Origin of the sequence: Amycolatopsis sp. 505, from assembly GCF_031625235.1 — a bacterium.
Taxonomy (GTDB): Bacteria; Actinomycetota; Actinomycetes; order Mycobacteriales; family Pseudonocardiaceae; genus Amycolatopsis.
The window spans coordinates 29,805-48,324 of sequence record NZ_JACKQP010000007.1; the positions used below are offsets into that span (position 1 = coordinate 29,805).

12 protein-coding genes are annotated in these 18,520 nt (G+C 72.4%); 7 read left to right on the forward strand and 5 right to left on the reverse strand.

Annotated features, from left to right (window positions below; all coding sequences use genetic code 11):
- Positions 1-108 precede the first annotated feature (108 nt).
- Together H5965_RS25195 and H5965_RS25200 are read left to right on the forward strand one after the other, a co-directional pair.
- Entirely contained in the window at positions 109-936 is an 828-nt protein-coding gene (locus H5965_RS25195; RefSeq protein WP_310972716.1) for a M55 family metallopeptidase, read from the forward strand.
- Complete coding sequence (locus tag H5965_RS25200; protein WP_310972717.1) at positions 929-2,236, forward strand: M20/M25/M40 family metallo-hydrolase; 1,308 nt, start codon at positions 929-931, stop codon at positions 2,234-2,236. Before H5965_RS25195 ends, H5965_RS25200 begins: the two co-directional genes overlap by 8 nt.
- Here the strand turns inward: H5965_RS25200 and H5965_RS25205 are convergent.
- Positions 2,233-2,958, reverse strand: a complete 726-nt coding sequence (locus H5965_RS25205; RefSeq protein WP_310972718.1) for a dienelactone hydrolase family protein — start codon at positions 2,956-2,958, stop codon at positions 2,233-2,235. The two genes, H5965_RS25200 and H5965_RS25205, sit on opposite strands and share 4 nt — an antisense overlap.
- A gap of 24 nt (positions 2,959-2,982) precedes the next feature.
- Positions 2,983-3,948, reverse strand: coding sequence for a zinc-binding dehydrogenase (locus H5965_RS25210; protein WP_310972719.1), 966 nt, complete (start codon positions 3,946-3,948; stop codon positions 2,983-2,985).
- Positions 3,949-4,003: 55 nt separating this feature from the next.
- Between H5965_RS25210 and H5965_RS25215 the strand changes: the two genes are divergently transcribed.
- Positions 4,004-4,768 carry a helix-turn-helix transcriptional regulator gene (locus H5965_RS25215; protein WP_310972720.1) on the forward strand — a complete coding sequence of 255 codons (765 nt, stop codon included), beginning with the start codon at positions 4,004-4,006 and terminating at the stop codon, positions 4,766-4,768.
- A gap of 56 nt (positions 4,769-4,824) precedes the next feature.
- Here the strand turns inward: H5965_RS25215 and H5965_RS25220 are convergent, their stop codons facing one another.
- Positions 4,825-5,463: a methyltransferase domain-containing protein gene (locus H5965_RS25220; protein ID WP_310972721.1), complete on the reverse strand. Its 639-nt coding sequence runs from the start codon at positions 5,461-5,463 to the stop codon at positions 4,825-4,827.
- Between the two features lie 43 nt (positions 5,464-5,506).
- Positions 5,507-7,138, reverse strand: coding sequence for a tannase/feruloyl esterase family alpha/beta hydrolase (locus H5965_RS25225; protein ID WP_310972722.1), 1,632 nt, complete (start codon positions 7,136-7,138; stop codon positions 5,507-5,509).
- Between the two features lie 148 nt (positions 7,139-7,286).
- Between H5965_RS25225 and H5965_RS25230 the strand changes: the two genes are divergently transcribed.
- Complete coding sequence (locus H5965_RS25230; protein ID WP_310972723.1) at positions 7,287-11,612, forward strand: GH92 family glycosyl hydrolase; 4,326 nt, start codon at positions 7,287-7,289, stop codon at positions 11,610-11,612.
- 113 nt (positions 11,613-11,725) lie between these two features.
- On the opposite strand, the gene H5965_RS25235 is transcribed toward H5965_RS25230, so the two are convergent.
- Positions 11,726-12,688, reverse strand: coding sequence for a WYL domain-containing protein (locus tag H5965_RS25235; RefSeq protein WP_310972724.1), 963 nt, complete (start codon positions 12,686-12,688; stop codon positions 11,726-11,728).
- A 91-nt stretch (positions 12,689-12,779) separates the two neighbouring features.
- Between H5965_RS25235 and H5965_RS25240 the strand changes: the two genes are divergently transcribed.
- The 3 genes from H5965_RS25240 (at position 12,780) to H5965_RS25250 (ending at position 18,461) form a co-directional block, all read left to right on the forward strand.
- The gene (locus tag H5965_RS25240; protein ID WP_310973204.1) at positions 12,780-13,175 is read left to right on the forward strand and encodes a RidA family protein; all 396 of its coding nucleotides are present in this window, start codon (positions 12,780-12,782) and stop codon (positions 13,173-13,175) included.
- A gap of 79 nt (positions 13,176-13,254) precedes the next feature.
- The gene (locus tag H5965_RS25245; RefSeq protein ID WP_310972725.1) at positions 13,255-16,377 is read left to right on the forward strand and encodes a GH92 family glycosyl hydrolase; all 3,123 of its coding nucleotides are present in this window, start codon (positions 13,255-13,257) and stop codon (positions 16,375-16,377) included.
- Positions 16,374-18,461 carry an FUSC family protein gene (locus tag H5965_RS25250; RefSeq protein ID WP_310972726.1) on the forward strand — a complete coding sequence of 696 codons (2,088 nt, stop codon included), beginning with the start codon at positions 16,374-16,376 and terminating at the stop codon, positions 18,459-18,461. The genes H5965_RS25245 and H5965_RS25250 overlap by 4 nt, the downstream gene beginning before the upstream one ends.
- Positions 18,462-18,520: the final 59 nt, after the last annotated feature.

The following is an 18,520-nucleotide window of genomic DNA, read 5'->3' on the forward strand; positions in this document are numbered from 1 at the left end:
CGGCAGGTGCCCGATCGTTATCGACCCCCCGGTCGTCACGCTGAGTGACATTCGGCGATGTGGGTGATTCGCGTCCGGGGCCCGGGCGCGCTGGTTAGAGTGCCCGGCATGCGCATCCTGATCTCGGCGGACATGGAGGGCGCCACCGGCGTCACCTGGACCGACGACGTCGTGCCCGGGTCGCCGCAGTGGGACCGCTTCCGGCGGCTGTTCACCGGCGACGTCAACGCCACGCTGGCCGGGCTGTACGAGGCCGGGGCGAGTGACGTGCTGGTCAACGAAGCCCATTCCTCGCAACGGAACCTGCTGCTGGAGGACCTGGACCCGCGGGCGCGGATGCTCACCGGGCGGCACAAGCCGCTGTCGATGATGCAGGGCATCGATTCCGGTGTGGACGGTGTGGTGTTCCTCGGCTACCACGCCGGCGCGGGCTTCGACGGGGTGCTTTCCCACACCTACCTGGAGAACCAGATCACCGGGGTGTGGCTGGACGACGTCCCGGCGAGCGAGGGCCGGCTGAACGCGGGCGTGGCCGCGGAGTACGGCGTCCCTGTCCTGCTCGTTTCGGGTGACGACAAAACGTGCGACGACGCCCGTGATTACGCTCCGGAGGCGGAGCTGGTCCAGGTGAAGGAGTGCGTGAGCCGGTACGCGGCGATCTGCCTGCCGCCGGCGCGCACCGCGGAGCTGCTGACCGGTGCGGCGGCCGACGCCATGGCCCGCGCGGGCCGGGAAGAGCGGCGGACCGGCCCGCACCGGATCGAGGTGGAGTTCGACGCGAGCCACCTGGCGCAGGCGACGGCGGTGATCCCGACGGTGGAGCAGATCGGCACCCGGCGGGTCGGGTTCGACGCGCCGGCCATGACCGAGGCGATGAAGTGCTTCAAGGTCGTCACGGCGATCGCGGCGGGGGCGGTGCAGGGCATCTATGGCTGACCGGGCCGACGCTGTCGAGCTGTGCGCGGACCTGATCCGGTTCGACACGACCAACCGCGGCAACAACGACGCCGAGCCCGAGCGGCCGGCGGCGGAGTACGTGGCCGCGTTCCTGGACGGCCTGGGCATCCCTTCGCGGATCCTGGAGGCCGCGCCGGGCCGGGCGAGCGTGATCGCGCGGGTGCCGGGCACCGATCCGGCGCTGCCGGCGCTGCTGGTGCAGGGGCACCTGGACGTCGTCCCGGCGGACGCGGCGGACTGGTCGGTGCCGCCGTTCGCCGGCGAGGTGCGCGACGGGTACCTGTGGGGCCGCGGCGCGACCGACATGAAGGACTTCGTCGCGATGGTCCTGGCCGCGCTGGCCGGCGGGGCGCGGCCGCGGCGCGAGCTGGTGCTGGCGTTCGTCGCCGACGAGGAGGACCGCGGCGAGTGGGGCGCGCACTGGCTGGTCGCCCGCCATCCCGAGCTGTTCGAGGGCTGTGCGGCGGCGATCAGCGAGTCGGGCGGTTACACCTACCACGTGCCCGCGGCCGACGGCCGGGACGTGCACCTGTACCCGGTCGGGACGGCCGAGCGCGGGACGGCGCACCTGCGGCTGACCGCCCGGGGCCGGGCCGGCCACGGTTCGCGCCCGAACGACGAGAACGCCGTCACCCGGTTGGTGGGGGCGTTGCACCGGATCGCGGCGCACGAGTGGCCGGTGTCGCTGACCCCGGCGGTGCGGGCGTTCCTGGAGCGGACCGGCGCGGCGCTGGGCGTCCCGGTGGACCTGTCCACTCCGGAGGGTGTGGACGCGGCGGTGGCCGCGTTGGGGCCGGCCGGCTCGCTGGTGGTGCCGACGGTCCGCAACAGCACGACCCCGACGATGCTGGACGCGGGGTACAAGGTGAACGTGATCCCCTCGACGGCGACCGCGCAGGTCGACGTCCGGGTGCTGCCCGGGACCGAGGAGGCGTTGTTCGCCGCGCTGGACGACCTGCTCGGCGCGGGTGTGACGCGGGAGTTCGTGGCGCACCAGCCGCCGGTCCAGGCGCCGGTGGACTCGCCGTGGTTCACCGCGATGGCGGCTGCGTTGCAGGCGGAGGATCCCGAGGCGGTGGTGGTGCCGTACTGCCTGGGCGGCGGGACGGACGCGAAGGCGTTCGCGCAGCTGGGGATCGACTGCTACGGCTTCGCGCCGCTGTGGCTGCCCAAGGGGTTCCCGTACCGGGCGATGGCGCACGGGGTGGACGAGCGGGTGCCGGTGGCGGGCCTGCACTTCGGCACCCGCGTCCTGGCCCGGTTCCTCGAGAACTGCTAGAGGGCCCGGCCGAGCAGCGCCAGCAGGCTGTCCCAATGCCGTTCGAGGGCGGCGGGGTCGAAGGAGTCGGTGTCGGACATGGTGAAGCCGTGGACGGTTCCGGGGTAGATCTCGGAGGTGTACTCGAGTCCCGCGGCGTCCAGCGTCTTGTTGAGCTCGCCGAGAGCCTCGGGCGTCAGGTCGGTTCCGGCGTGGCCGAAGTGGACCCGGGCGGTGATCCGGCGCAGGTTGTCGGGCCCGGCGGCGCCCACCGGGGCGTGGAATCCGGCGAGGGCGGCCACCCGGCCGGGGTGGGCCGCGGCGGTGTGCGTCGCGAGGAGGCCGCCGATGCAGTAGCCGGTCGTCGCGACCGGGCCGGGGGCGACCTCGGGCCGGGCGGTGAGGAACTCCAGGAAGGCGTCGGCGTCGCGCAGGATCCGGTCGGTGGTGTGCGCCTCGATCATGGGCATCAGCCGGGCGAAGACCGCGGGCCGGGCTTCGGCGCCGATGTACTCGGGCAGGTCGATCACCGGTGTCGGGCCGTGCCGGTAGAAGGGGTTGGGGACGAGCACGTAATACCCGTGCCCGGCCAGTTCTTGCGCCATTTCGCGCAGGACGGGCCGGATGCCGAAGCCGTCCGGGTACATCAGCACGCCCGGGTGGCGTTCGCCGTCACCGGGGAACGCGGCGAAGGCGTCGGCCTGGCCGTCGGCGGTGGGGATCTGCAGTGACTGGGTGGGCATGATCACCGAGCCTAAGCCACCCGTTCAGGGCACGACGACGAGTTTTCCGGCCGCGCGGTCGTCTTCCATGTAGCGGTGGGCGGCGGCGATGTCCTCCAGTGGGAAGACCCGGTCGATGTGCGGCCGGTACGTGCCGGCTTCGACTTCGGTGACGATCCGCTGCAGCAGGGCGGTGCTGCCGGTGAGGGTGCCGCTGTGGAAGGCCGTCAGCTTGGTGCCGGACGGGATCTTCGCAATCGGCTCGAAGTCCGGGACGAGCCAGCCGCTGAGCGAGCCGGCCACGCACACCGTGCCGCCGCGGCGGACCAGGCGCAGCGAGTCCACCGCCGTGCGGGCGCCGACGAGGTCGAGCACCCAGTCCGGGCCTTCGGGCCACAGCGCCGGCAGGCCGGTCAGCGGGCCGCCGTCGTCGATGAGGACGTGCCCGGTCAGCGCGCCGGCCTTGTCCGGGCGGCGGGTGGTGGCGGCGACCTCCAGGCCGTGTCCGGCCGCGATCGCGGCGGCGGCCAGGCCGACCGAGGAGGTGCCGCCGCGGATGAGCAGCCGTCCGGTGCTGCCCGGGCCGATGCCGAGCGCGTCGAGGGCGCCCTGGGCGGTCAGGTAGGTCTCGGGCAGCGCCGCGAGGACGTCCCAGGGCAGGGTGGTGGTGACCGGCATCAGCAGCGGGTTGGGCAGCAGGGCGTATTCGGCGTAGCCGCCGTCGAAGGCGCGGCCCATCTCCCCCATCATCGCCGCGACCGTGGTGCCTTCGGGCAGCCGCGGGTCGGTCGAGGCGGCGACGGTACCGACGCATTCGATGCCGAGCACGCGGGGGAAGACGACGTCCGGGGAGTGTCCCTGCCGGGTCCGCAGCTCCGACCGGTTGAGGCCGGTGCCCATGACCCGCACCAGGCTCCAGCCCTCCCGCACCGCCGGGACGGGCAGCTCCCGCACTTCCAGGACCTCCGGGCCGCCGGCCCGGACACAAACCGCCGCTCGCATCGTGTCCATGGATCCCACCCTCACCCGCGGGGCCGGTGGCCGACCACCGGTAGAATGCCAAGCTGTGCCCATCGCCCGCCAAGTCGTCCCGGAGTCGCGGATCTGGCCCTCGGGCGGGGCGCACCGGTGGCCGCCGGGTGGCACCAGCGCGGCGGACGTCCACGACCGGGGGCACCTGGTGTACGCGGCCCGGGGTGTGTTGTCGGTGCACACCGAGCGGGGGACGTCGATCGTGCCGGCCAACCGGGTGGCCTGGACGCCGGCGGGGTTCGTCCACCGGCACCGCGCGCACGGCCACACCGACATGCGGATCGTGTTCCTGCCGGCGTCGCTGGCCCGGCTCGTCCCGCAGCGGCCGGTGGTGTTCACGGCGTCGGGTCTGGCCCGCGAGGTGCTGCTCGCGTTGACCGGCCCGCGCGAGTACGACCGGGCGGCGAGTGCCCGGCTGCGCCGGGTCCTGGTCGACGAGCTGCGCGAAGCACCGGAGCAGCCGCTGCACCTGCCCGAGCCGCGCGACGACCGGTTGCGGGCGATCGCGCGGCGGCTGTACGACGAGCCGGGGGACGCCACGCCGCTGGCGGAGCTCGGGCAGCGGATCGGGGCGAGCGCCCGCACGCTGAGCCGGTTGTTCCGCGACGAGCTCGGGATGACGTTCTACGAGTGGCGCACCCAGGTGCGGATCGGCCACGCGCTGATCCTGCTGGCCGACGGCCACGACACGGCCGCCACCGCGCGGGCGTGCGGGTGGGCGAACCCGAGCCACTTCATCGCGGCGTTCACGGCCGTGGTGGGGACCACGCCCGGGCGGCACCGGAACGGCGCCGGGTAGGCCGGCGGCCGGGTGTTCCGCGGCGGAGAAGCCGAGCGCGCCCGGGCGGCACCGGGCTAGCGGGTGAAGGTGGCCCAGTAGCGGGTGCCTTCGCGGATGGTGTCCAGGCTGACCAGCCGGACGCCGTCCTGGGCGATGGATTCGATCTCCGCCCGGCTGAACGGCCACGGCGGGCCTTCCCACGTCTCGGCCTCCGTGCTCTCCTCGGCGACCTCGCTGACCAGGAGCGTGCCGCCCGGGGCGAGGAAGCCGGCCAGGGACGTCACCGCGGCGGGCCGGAAGTCGCGGGGCATGGCCTGGATGTTGATGATCTCCACGACCAGGTCGAACGCGCGGCGCCACTCCCCCGGCGGGTGCAGCAGGTCGGCCACGACGTAGTCCGCTCGAGACTCCGGGAAGCGGGCGCGGGCGGCGTCGACCGCGGCCGGGGCGACGTCGAAGGCGGTGACGGCCCAGCCGGCCGCGGACAGCAGTTCGGCGTCGTCGCCGAGGGCACTGCCCACCACCAGGGCGCGGCGGCCCTCGCCGGGGCGGACCCAGGCGGCCAGGTCGGCGTTCGGGGTGCCGCGGGTCCACGGGACCTCGGCCTCGCCGCGAGCGGCGGCGGTGTAGAGCCGGTCGAACCAGGCGGTCGGGCTGCCCTCGGCGAGGGAGGCGCGGGCGAGTACGCGGTCGGCGGGTTCCGGCGTCGTCATGGTCGTGACCCTAGCGACGACGCCGGAACCCGCGAGAGGAGTTTTACGGCGCGACCGGCCCCGGGATCGCGTACAGCTTCTCCCCGGCCCAGTGGACGACGTCCCGGACCGGCGCGACCGGCGGTGCGGGCCGGAAGTTGGCGGCGTCGTCGATGCTGCCGGCGCCGTCGTAGACCGCGCGTTGCGGGTAGGCGAACACCGGCCGGGTCCGGGTCACCGTGCCGGCGGCGTCGCGGCCGGTCGCGGTGACCACCGTCGGCGTCGTGCCCCGCTCGACCCAGGCGACCAGCTGCTTGAGCGGGTCGAATTCGGTGAGCGTGGTGCCGCCGCCGCAGTGGTAGAGCGACGGGACCATGAACAGCCGCGCCCAGTCTTGCGGGTGGCCGTGGGTGAGCCGCTGGTAGTAGTCGAGGGTGCCGGCGGGCGGGATGGCTTCGTCGTTCCAGCCGTGCCAGAGCAGCAGCTTGCCGCCGCGCCGCTGGAACGCCGAGAGGTCGAGGCTCATGGCGTCGTAGCGGACGCCGACCGGGGTGAGCCGGTCGAATTCGCGCCGGGTGAAGGCGAAGGTGTCGACGGTCGACGCCGGTGCGCCGATCGGGTAGCCGAGGTAGCGCAGGTAGTTGTCGGCGAGGTTGCGGGCGAAGGAGAAACCGCCGGTCTCGGGGGTGGCGATGATCCACCCGGCCCACGACAGCTCGGACCCGGGCAGCTGGCCGCCGGGGTAGAGCAGCGTGCCGCGCTCGTCGACGGGCGGCGAGTACAGCTTGCGGACGACCCCGGCCTGGGCCGGGGTGAGGCAGGACGGCGTGTCGGCGCCGGCGCAGGTCAGCGCGGCCGGGTCGAAGCGGCAGGCGCGGGGGTCGTCGAGCTGGCCGTCGGCGAGCCCGTCGAGGCGGTCGCAGGCGGCCAGGACGGCGTTGTGCAGGGCGGGCAGCTTGGCGGCGGTGAGGATCGGGCTGCCGTCCGCGGCGCTGTTCACCCGGGCGAGCCAGGTCTGGTACACCCCGAGCAGCGGGCCCCAGAGGTTCGCGGGCGCGCCGGCGTCGATCCCGTCGAAGTCGGCCGGGTAGCGCTGGGCGAGCAGGAGGCCTTCGCGGCCGCCGTCGGAGCAGCCGCTGAAGTAGGACTTGCGCGGCGGGGCGCCGTAGAAGGCCTGGATGATCGCCTTCGAGGCGCGGGAGACGACGTGGGGTGCGCGGAACTCGAAGTCGTTGCGCGCGGCCTGGTCGTTCGCGCCCCAGCGGCCGTCGTCGACGATGGCGGGGGTGGTGCCGACGTGGCCGTCGTCGGTGGCCGCGACCGCGACGTCGCCGCCGTGGGGCAGGCCGCAGTCGGCGAAGGCGGGCGGGTTGACCACGCCGCAGAAGCCGCCGCAGCCGTACTGCAGGTAGCGCCCGGCGTAGGTCTTGGTGGGCAGGCGCAGCTCGAACCGGACGGCGGGTTCGACGTAGCCCTGCACGCCGCAGTATTCGGGGTCGGTCGCGGTGGCCGCGACGACGGCCGCCGAGGTGACGTGGGTGGGTGCGCCCGGGAGGGCGAAGCCGTGGACCAGGCCGGCGCAGGAGGTCACCGGCCGGACGGTCGATCCGGTCGCCGCGGTGGCGGTGGCCGGGGTGAATGTGGTGGTGGCGAGCGCCAAGGTGGCGATCGCGGTGAAGATCCGGAACGTTCTCATCGGGCCCCCGTTTTCCGCGTTGTCTGATTCCGGTCAGGTTTGGCGAGCGGTCTTGACATCGATGTCACCCGCGCGTTTCCCTTCGTTGGCGCCGCCGGTCCCCGCCTGCGCGGCGCTGCTGAATCCGCCCTCCGAGCTTGGAGCAACGATGCCCCGAAGCGCCAGACCGCCGGTCGCTTTCCTGGTGACCGCCGCCGTGGTCGCCGCCGGCCTGGTCGCCCTCCCCGCGGCCTCGTCCGCCGCCGATGACGCCCTCCCCGCCGATTTTTCGTCCTCCTTCGAGCCCGGTGACGTCCAGCCGACGTGGACCGACACCGTCGACACCGACGCGGCGGGCAAGCCGCGCGCGTCCGGCATCAACGGCGCGAACGGCACCGCGATCCCCGGTGACATCCGCGGCAAGGTGACCGAAACCAGCGCCACCAGCGAGAACACCGGCGGCGGCGAGGTCGTCGCCAACCTGGTCGACGGCACCACCGACACCAAGTGGCTGTCCTGGGACCCGACGGCCTCGGCGCAGATCACGCTGTCGGAGCCGACGTCGATCACGCACTACGCGATCTCCTCGGCCAACGACTTCGCCGAGCGCGACCCCAAGGACTGGACCCTCCAGGGCTCCGACGACGCCGGCTCGTGGACCGACCTCGACAAGCAGGCCGATCAGGCCTTCACCGAACGGTTCCAGCAGAAGGACTACAAGCTGGCCGCGCCGACCCCCGCGTACAAGTACTTCCGGCTGGCCATCACCCGCAACAACGGCGGCCCGATCCTGCAGCTGTCGGAGCTGCTGCTGGCCAACGACGAGCCGGCCCCGCCGCCGCTGCCGAACATGCGCACCTTCACCGACGCGGGCCCGACCAGCGGCTACACGAACAAGAACCGGGTCGGCTTCACCGGGCTCAAGGCGTTCCGCTACTCCGGCAGCCAGACCGAGGCCCACGGCTTCTCCTACAACAAGGTCTTCGACGTCGACGTGCCCGTCGTGCCCTCGACCGAGCTGTCCTACAAGGTGCAGCCGCAGTTCATCACCGGCGACCTGAAGTACCAGAGCACGAACGTGGCGATCGACCTGGTCTTCACCGACGGCACCCGCCTGCGCGACCTGGGCGCCACCGACCAGTACGGCTTCCCGCTGACACCGGAGGGCCAGGGCCGGAGCAAGGTCCTCTACACCAACCAGTGGAACCTGGTCCGTTCGGCGATCGGCACGGTGGCCAAGGGCAAGACGATCGACCGGATCCTGGTCGGCTTCGACAACCCCGACGGTCCCGGCTCGCTGCAGGGCTGGCTCGACGACGTGAAGATCTCGGCGACGCCGACCCCGCCGGCCAGCACCCGCCCGAGTGACAACGTGCTCACCACGCGCGGCACGATGGCCAACGGCAGCTTCTCCCGCGGCAACAACTTCCCCGCCACGGCGGTGCCGCATGGGTTCAACTTCTGGACCCCGGTCACCGACGCCAACGCCGACAACGGCGACGTCCGGTGGATGTACAACTACCACAGCCAGAACAACGAGCAGAACCTGCCGGAACTGCAGGCCTTCGCCGTCAGCCACGAGCCGAGCCCGTGGATGGGCGACCGGCAGACCTTCCAGGTGATGCCGTCCGCGGCCACCGGCGTCCCGGACGCCAACCGCGACGCACGGGCACTGCCGTTCAAGCACGACAACGAAACGGCGCGCGCGCACTACTACGGCGTGCAGTTCGAGAACGGGATCAAGACCGAGATCGCCCCCACCGACCACGCGGCGGTGTTCCGGTTCTCCTTCCCGGGCAGCGACTCCAGCCTGATCTTCGACAATTACAAGAACCAGGGCGGGCTGACCCTCGACACCGCGAACGGCACGCTGTCGGGCTACACCGACGTCAAGAGCGGCCTGTCGGCCGGGGCGGGCCGGATGTTCGTCTACGCCACCTTCGACAAGCCGGTCACCGCGGGCGGGAAGATCACCGGCCAGGGCCGCGACAACGTCACCGGGTACCTGCGGTTCGCCGCCGGGGCCGACAAGACGGTGACCATGCGGATCGCGACGTCGCTGATCAGCGTGGACCAGGCGAAGAAGAACCTGGCGCAGGAGATCGCCCCGGCCGCGACCTTCGACTCCGTCCGCGACGCCGCGCAGCGGCTGTGGGACGACCAGCTGAAGGTGATCGAGGTCGAGGGCGCGTCGAAGGACCAGCTCACGACGCTGTACTCGAACCTGTACCGGCTGTTCCTCTACCCGAACTCCGCGTTCGAGAACACCGGCACGAAGGAGAAGCCGGTCTACCAGTACGCGAGCTTCGTCTCCCCGAAGGCAGGCGCGGACACCCCGACGCAGACCGGCGCGAAGATCGTCGACGGCCGGACGTACGTCAACAACGGGTTCTGGGACACCTACCGCACGACCTGGCCGGCGTACTCGCTGCTCACGCCGGAGATGGCCGGGAAGATGGTCGACGGGTTCGTGCAGCAGTATCGCGACGGCGGCTGGATCTCGCGGTGGTCCTCGCCGGGCTACGCCGACCTGATGACCGGCACCAGCTCGGACGTCGCGTTCGCCGACGCCTACCTCAAGGGCGTCCGCAACTTCGACGTCAAGGCGTCCTACGACGCGGCGCTGAAGAACGCGACGGTGACCCCGCCGAACAACGCGGTCGGCCGCAAGGGCATCGACGAGGGCATCTTCCTCGGCTACTCACCCAACACCGCCGACCACGGGTTCTCGTGGTCGATCGAGGGCTACGTCAACGACTACGGCATCGCGAACCTGTCGAAGAAGCTCTACGACGAAGCCCCGGCGAGCGACCCGCGCAAGCAGGAGTACCTGGCCAACTACGAGTACTTCACCAGCCGCGCGCAGCAGTACGTGAACCTGTTCGACCCGAGCGTCGGGTTCTTCCAGGGCCGCGACGCGCAGGGCAAGTTCAGCCGCTCGCCGCAGGACTACGACCCGCGGGTGTGGGGCATCGACTACACCGAGACCAACGGCTGGGGCATGGCGTTCTCCGTGCCGCAGGACGGTCAGGGCCTGGCGAACCTCTACGGCGGCAAGGCGGGCCTGGCGAAGAAGCTGGACGCGTTCTTCGCCGACCAGGAGACCGCGAACTTCCCGGGCTCCTACGGTGGGGTGATCCACGAGATGCGGGAGGCCCGCGACGTGCGGATGGGCCAGCTCGGCCACTCCAACCAGGCCTCGCACCACACGCTCTACATGTACGACTACGCGGGCCAGCCGGCCAAGACGCAGGCGAAGGTCCGCGAGGCGCTCTCGCGGCTCTACACCGGCAGCGAGATCGGCCAGGGCTACGCGGGTGACGAGGACAACGGCGAGCAGTCGGCGTGGTGGACGTTCAGCGCGCTGGGCTTCTACCCGCTGCAGATGGGCAGCCCGGACTACGCGATCGGGTCGCCGCTGTTCAAGAAGGCGACGATCCACCTGGCCGGCGGCAAGGACCTGGTGATCAACGCGCCGAAGAACAGCGCGAAGAACGTCTACGTCCAGGGTGTGAAGGTCAACGGCAAGGCGTACTCCTCGACGTCGCTGCCGCACGACCTGATCGCCCGCGGCGGGAAGATCGACTTCGACATGGGCCCGAACCCGTCGTCGTGGGGCACCGGCCCGAACGACGCGCCGAAGTCGATCACCACGGGCGACGCCGCGCCGGCGCCGCTGCACGACGAGACCGGCCCCGGCAAGGGGACACTGTCCACTTCGGACGGTTCGAACGCGGCTGCGCTGGTGGACAACACCTCGCGGACGCAGGCGGCGGTCACCGGTGCGGTGCAGTACCAGCTGAACTCGACCGACGAGGCCGTCACGAACTACACGCTGACGTCCCAGACCGGTGCGGGTGACCCGAAGAGCTGGGTGCTGAAGGGTTCCTACGACGGCAAGACGTGGGCGGTGGCCGACCGGCAGGAGAACCAGGCGTTCAGCTGGCGCCAGCAGACCCGCGCGTTCAAGGTGGCGAACCCCGCGCACTACGCCCACTACCGGCTCGAGGTGACCGCGACCAGCACCGGCGCCCCGGCGCAGCTGGCCGAGTTCGAGCTGCTGGGCAAGCCGGACGCGGCGTGCACGAAGACGATCACGGGTGCCTCGTCGGGCCCGCTGTCGGTTTCGAGCGGGACGGTGTGCCTGGAGAACGCGACGGTGTCGGGTCCGGTCACGGTGAGCGGCGGCGCTTCGCTGATCGTCCGCGGCGGCCAGGTCAAGGGCCCGCTGGCGGCGACGGGGGCGGCTCAGGTGGTGCTGAACCGCACGAAGGTGGCCGGTCCGGTGGCGATCACCGGGGCCACCGGGACGGTGTCGATCGAGCTGACCGACATCGGCGGCCCGGTGGCGCTGACGGGCAACCACGGGCCGGTGCTGACGTCGAGCACGGTCGGCGGCCCCCTGGCGTGCGCGGTGAACAACCCGGCGCCGACGGACCACGACCTGCCGAACGTGGTACGCGGCCCGGTGGCCGGGCAGTGCACGAAGATGTAGCTCAGCAGTAGGTGCGTGAAGGCCATCCCGGGTGACCGGGGTGGCCTTCACGCGTTTCCGGCGCCACTGGTGCCGCGAATGACTCATTCGGGACCTCCGGCGTCGCGAATGAGTCATTCGCGACGTTCAGGGGCGGGGGCGTCGGTGTAGCGGGCGGCGATCGCCATCGCCCGGGCGTGCAGGGCGGCACGGAGGGCCGGCGGTTCCAGGGCTTCGGCGTCCGCGCCCAGCTGCCACAGCGCCCACTCCGCGTGCCAGGCGTCCTGATAGGTCGCCTCGAACCGCAGCCAGCCGTCGCCGGCGGGTTCCTCCGCGCGGACCGCCACCGCGGTGCCCAGCAGGTCCTCCCGGCGGGCCGGGCGGACCCGGACCAGCGTCGTGAGGTGCCCGTCGGCCAGGAAGGCGGCGCAGCGTTGCCGCCACACGCGGTCCAGGTCGACCTCGCCCGGCCGCTCGGCCGGTTCGGCCAGCGACTCGGCGGCCCGGATCCGCGACAGCCGGTACGTCCGGTCCGCGCCCGCCCGCGTCGCCAGCAGGTAGCCGCGGTCGCGGACGGTGACCAGCCCGATCGGGTCCACCGTCCGCCACCGCGGTTCCTGGCCCGTGGCCGCGTAGTGCACGCGCAGCCGTCGTCCACCGAGGACCGCGCGGCGGACTTCGAGCATCGCCGGGTGGTCGACCTCCTCGGCGACCGGACGGCGGGAGAGCAGGTCGGTCTCGGGTTCGACGAGGAACCGCTCGGCCGTGGCCACCTGGGCCGGGGGCAGCGCGTCGGCCACCTTCCGCAGCGCCGAGGCCAGCGCCGGGCCGAGGCCGAACGCCCGCCCGGTGGTCAGCAGGGCCAGGGCTTCGTCGTGGTTGAGCCCGGTGAGTTCGGTCCGGAAGCCCGGCAGCAGCGCGAACCCGCCGTGGCGGCCGCGTTCGGCGTACACCGGGACACCTGCCGCGGACAGCGCGTCGATGTCACGCAGCACCGTGCGCGTGGACACCTCGAGCTCGCGGGCCAGGACGTCCGCGGTCAGCCGGCCGCGTTGCCGCAGCAACAGCACCAGCGAGACCAGCCGATCGGCACGCACCCGGAGAACCGTAGCGAATACCCGACACAGGATGTCGTGATTGCCCGGAAAGCTCCACGCGGTACTCGCGACGAACGGAGCTGAAGTGGCACTGGAACGAACGGCGGTCAACCCGGTGACCTGGTCCCTGGATCTGGGTTTCAACCAGGGGGAGGTCGTCTCGGGGCAGACCCGCACCCTCTACTGCTCGGGGCAGACGGCGATGGACGCCGAGGGCAAGCCCCGGCACGAGGGGGACATCGCCGCCCAGCTCGCACTGAGCCTGGACAACCTCGAGGCGGTGCTCGCCGAGGCCGGCATGTCCCTGGCGCACCTGGTCCGGCTCACCGTCTACACCACCGACGTCGACGGGCTGTTCCCGCACTACGGCGTGCTGGCGGCGCGGCTCGGCGCCGCCGGGGTGGCTCCGGCCACCACGATGCTGGGGGTGAGCCGGCTGGCCGTCCCGGGCCAGCTGGTCGAGCTGGAGGGCACCGCCGTCGCCTGATCCGGACACTGCTGCCCGCGCCGGCGCGGGCAGCAGTGTCCAGCACGCTGCGCCGTTCGGCGGCGGTTACGGTGGGCGCATGTCCGACGCCGTGTTCTTCTCCTCCTTCGAAACCGGTGACCCGCAGCCGGTGGACCCCGGCCTGCACGTCGGCGGCGGCCCGGACCGCTCCCCCACGGCCAAGACCGGCGTCGGCCACACCGGCCTGCAGGCCCTGCGCTACGGCGACCGGCCGCGGGCCGTCCTGTTCGAACTCGACGCGCCCGTCACCGGGCGCACCGAGCTGTCCTATGTGGTCTTCCCGGTGGCCGACGGCGAGATCCCCGCCTACCACGCGACCCGGGTCAGCCTCGACGTCGAATTCGCCGACGGCACCACCGCCGGCTTCGACCCGGTGGACGACAAGACGCTGTGGGTCGACCAGTGGAACCTCGTCCGCCGCCCGCTGGGGGCCTTCGCCGGGCGCCGGATCGCCCGGATCGTGCTGCGCACCGACGCCCCAGCGGAGATCACCGGCTGGCTCGACGACGTCCGGATCGCCGAGCGCCCCGAGCCGCCGCGCGACGCGATCGACTGCGTCCGCACGACCCGCGGCACGCACTCCAGCGGCGACTTCTCCCGCGGCAACAACTTCCCGGCCACGGCGGTGCCGCACGGGTTCAACTTCTGGACCCCGGTCACCGACGCCGGCGTCACCAACTGGCTGTACTCCTACCACCGCCACAACGACGAGCAGAACCGGCCCGCGCTGCAGGCGTTCGCGCTGTCGCACCAGCCGAGCCCCTGGATGGGCGACCGGCACACCTTCCACCTCATGCCCGGCACCGGCCCGGTCGAACGCGACCGCCGCAAGCGCGCCCTGGCCTTCACCCACGAGGACGAGACCGACTCGCCGCACCACTACGGCGTCCGGTTCGCCAACGGGATGACCGCCGACCTCGCCCCGACGTCGCACGCGGCCATCATGCGGTTCACCTTCCCCACCAAGCACGGCTGGTTGCTGTTCGACAACGTCCGCAACCGCGGCCGGCTGCGCATCAACGCCGACACCGGCGTGATCACCGGCTACACCACGGTCCGCAGCCGGCTGTCGGCCGGCGCGCGCCGGATGTTCGTCTACGCCGTCACCGACGCCCCGGCCACCCGTGGCGCCAAGGTCCGCTTCCCGCCGTGGCGGCGGGTCTCGGGCTACTTCGAATTCGACGGGCCCGACGTCACGCTGCGGATCGCGACGTCGCTGATCAGCCTCGCCCAGGCCAAGCGCAACCTCGAACTGGAGATCCCGGCCGGGTCCACGGTCGAGCAGGTGGCGGCCCAAGCCAGACGGCTGTGGCAGGAGGAACTCGGCCGCGTCGAGGTCGAAGGCGCCACCGAGGACCAGCGCACGACGCTGTACTCGAACCTCTACCGGCTGTTCCTCTACCCGAACGTGGCGCACGAGAACACGCCGAAGGGGATCCGGCACGCCAGCCCGGTGGTGCGCCGGTGGTGGCCGAGCACCCGGCGGCGGACCGGCGCGAAGGTCGTCGACGGCGAGCTGTACGTCAACAACGGCTTCTGGGACACCTACCGCACGACCTGGCCGGCCTACGCGCTGCTCACCCCGGAACGCTGCGGCCGGATGATCGACGGCTTCGTCCAGCAGTACCGCGAAGGCGGCTGGATCGCCCGCTGGTCCTCCCCCGGCTACGCGGACCTGATGACCGGCACCAGCTCGGACGTCGCGTTCGCCGACGCCTACCTCAAGGGCGTCCGCGACTTCGACGCCGAAGCTGCCTTCGACGCCGGCCTGAAGAACGCCACCGTCACCCCGCCGCGCCGCGCGGTCGGCCGCAAGGGCCTCGAAGAGTCGATCTTCCTCCACTACACCTCGGTGTCGGTCCACGAAGGACTGTCCTGGGCGCTGGAGGGCTGCATCAACGACTTCGGCCTGGCCAACTTCGCCGAGGCGCTGTCCCGGGAAAGCGACGGGCCCCGGGCGCGGATGTACGCCGAGTACGCCGCCTACTTCCGCGAGCGCGCGAAGCACTACGTACACCACTTCGACCCGGAAATCGGCTTCTTCCAGGGCCGCCACCGCGACGGCCGCCGCAAGTTCGCCCCCGAGGGCTACGACCCGGCCGCCTGGGGTGGCGACTTCGTCGAGACCAACGCCTGGAACACCGCCTTCACCGCCCCGCACGACGGCCCCGGCCTCGCCGCCCTCCACGGCGGCACCGCGGGACTCGAAGCCAAACTGGACACCTTCTTCGCCACCCCGGAGACCGGCCGCCGCCCCGGCGCCTACGGCGGCCTGATCCACGAGATGACCGAGGCCCGGGACGTCCGGATGGGCCAGTACGGCCACTCGAACCAGCCCTCGCACCACATCCCCTACGTCTACAACCACGCCGGCGCGCCGGCGAAGACCCAGGCCGTCGTGCGGGAAGTGCTGCGGCGGCTCTACCTCGGCAGCGACCTCGGCCAGGGCTACCCCGGCGACGAGGACAACGGCGAGATGTCCGCCTGGTACGTCTTCAGCGCGCTGGGCTTCTACCCCCTCGCCGTCGGCAGCCCGCGCTACGCCATCGGCTCGCCGCTGTTCGAGAAGGCGACCGTCCACCTGGGCGAAGGCCGGAAACTGGTCGTCCACGCCCCCGGCAACACCGCCGGCACCGTCTACGTCCGCGGGCTCACCGTGAACGGCGAACCGCACGAGGCCACCTCGATCGCGCACGCCACCCTCGCCGCCGGCGCCGAGCTCGTCTTCGACCTGACCACCGAACCGGCCGGGTGGGGCGCCCCGCCGCCGCCCGCCGAGCACCCGGCCCCGGTCACCGACCTGACCGGCACCGCGACCAGCTCCGACGGCACCAAGGTCGGCGCCCTGTTCGACGACACCACCCGCACCCAGGTCACCTTCCGCAGCGCCACCCCGGCCATCGAGTTCACCGTCACCGGCGAACCCCGCGAAGTCACCATGTACACCCTCACCTCCGGCGCCCGCCGCGGCGACGCGAGCGCGTGGGTGCTGGAAGGCTCCGACGACGGCGTCGACTGGACCACCCTGGACGAACGCGACGGCGAGCTGTTCCGCTGGCGCTGCCAGACCCGCCCGTTCGTCCTCGCCACCCCCGCCGCGCACGCCCGCTACCGGCTGCGGATCACCGCCACCCGCGGCCGCCGCGCCACCCTCGCCCAGTGGGAGCTCCTCGCCCGATGAACCAGTTCCGCACCGCCGCTCTCGACCGGCTCGCGGCGGCCGACCCCGGCCTGGTCCGGCTGCGGCTGGCCGGCTCCGCCGTGCTCGGCATCGTCCTCGCCGTGCTCGCGCTGCTGCCGGCGCACGTCCCGCTCACCGTCACCCTCGTCGGCGCCATCGCCGCGATGATGACGGCGTTCACCGTCAACGACCCCACCCCGGGCGGCCAAGCCGTCACCCTCGTCCTGGCCTTCCTCACCGGGGGCGCGTCGATCACCGTCGCCAGCCTCGGCTCGGCCCTGCCGCCGCTGGACAGCGTCGTGTTCGTCCTGCTGATCTTCGTCGCCGTCTACGCCCAGCGCTTCGGGCCCCGCGGCACCGCCCTTGGCTCGATCGCCTTCTTCCTGTTCTTCTTCCCGATGTTCCTGCAGGCCCACGTCAAGCAGGTCCCGCAGCTGCTGATGGCACTCGGCGTCGGCGTCCTCGCCAACGCGCTCGTCCGGTTCGTTCTGCTGCGCCACAACGCCGCGGCCGAGTTCCTGCGCGTGCGCCGCGCCTTCCGCGCCCGCCTCGGCGCCGTCGTCCGCGCCGCCGAGGCCTACCTCGCGGTCAACGGCAGCGAGCGCACCCGCAAGCAGCTGCGCTCGGCGTTGGCGCGGCTGCACGAGTGCGTGCTGCTCATCGAGGACGCCGCCCCCGACGTCGTCGACGCCCGGGCCGCCGACGTGCTGCGCCGCCGCGCCATCGAAGTCGAGCTCGCCGTCGGCTGGCTGGCGATCACCGTCCAGCGCACCTGCTCCGACGAGCTCACCGCCGAGGTTCGCGACGACCTCATCGCCCGCCTCGCCCGCTTCCGCGCCCTCATGGAACGCGACCCGCGGGAGCTCCCGCTGATCAGCCAGACCGGCGAATACAGCCGGATGCTCGTCGAAGGCAGCCGCATCGACTCCCACGCCGCGCCCGGCGACGGCGTCCGCAAGGCACTGGCCGAACTCGCCCTCGCCGACGACCGCGCCCAGCGCGCCGCGGGCCCGGAAGCCATTCCGGACCCGCTCGCCCCCGACGACACCGACGAGCCGGCCCCGAAGTTCGCCTACGACAACCGGACCCGCAGCGCGATCCAGGCCGTGGTCGGCGGCGGGCTCGCCGTGCTCGGCGGCGAACTCGTCTCCCACCAGCGCTGGTACTGGGCCGTGCTCACGGTGTTCGTGGTGTTCATCGGCGCCTCGAGCGCCGGCGCCACCTTCGTCAAGGGCGTCCGCCGCCTCGGCGGCACCCTGATCGGCATCGTCGGCGGCGTCCTGCTCGCACTGCTGGTCGGCGGCAACACCGCCGCCACCCTGGCGCTGATCCTCGTGTGCGTGTTCGGGATGGTCTACACCGCACGGGTGTCCCAGGTGGTGATGGCCTTCTTCGTCACCAGCATGCTCGGCCTGCTCTACAGCCTGCTCGGCACGTTCAGCCTCGAAGTGCTCTGGATCCGCGTCGCCGAGACCGCGGTCGGCGCCGCGGCGGGCATCCTGGCCGCGGTCGTCATCGTCCCGGTCCGCACCCGCTCGGTCATGCTCGACGACGTCGCCGCGGTGCTCGACGACCTCGAAGAGTTCCTCGAACACACCCGCGGCCTGCTCGCCGGCGAGGAGAACGTCAACATCATCGAGCTCTCCCGCGACCTCGACCGCAGCGTCGACCAGGTCCGCACCACCATCGAACCGCTGACCCACCCGGTGAACCTGCGCAGCGCCCGCCGCGACTACGGCTGGCACGTGCTCACCACCCTGGAAACCATCGCCTTCCGGGCCCGGCACGTCGCCGCCCGCGCCCAGCCCGGCCAGCTCACCGGCGCCGACGCCGACCGGCTCAGGCAGTTCACCGGACGGCTGCTGGCCAACATCGACGTTCTCCGCACCGCGCTGAACGCCCCGGGTGGCCCCACACCCGGCACGCTCGTGCGCGACGACGGCACCCCCGTCTCCGACCGCGTCGAAGCGGCCGAAACCCGGGCCGTCCTCTCCAGCCTCAGCCACCTCGACGAGGCCCTCGTCTCCCTCGGCCGCGTCTTCGGCGTCGAAGCCACCGATCCCCGGGCCCCGCTCCGGCGGTGACCGGCCGGAGCGGCGCGGCTTGCGGGCCGCGCCGCCCCTCTGGACCTCCGGTCACCCGG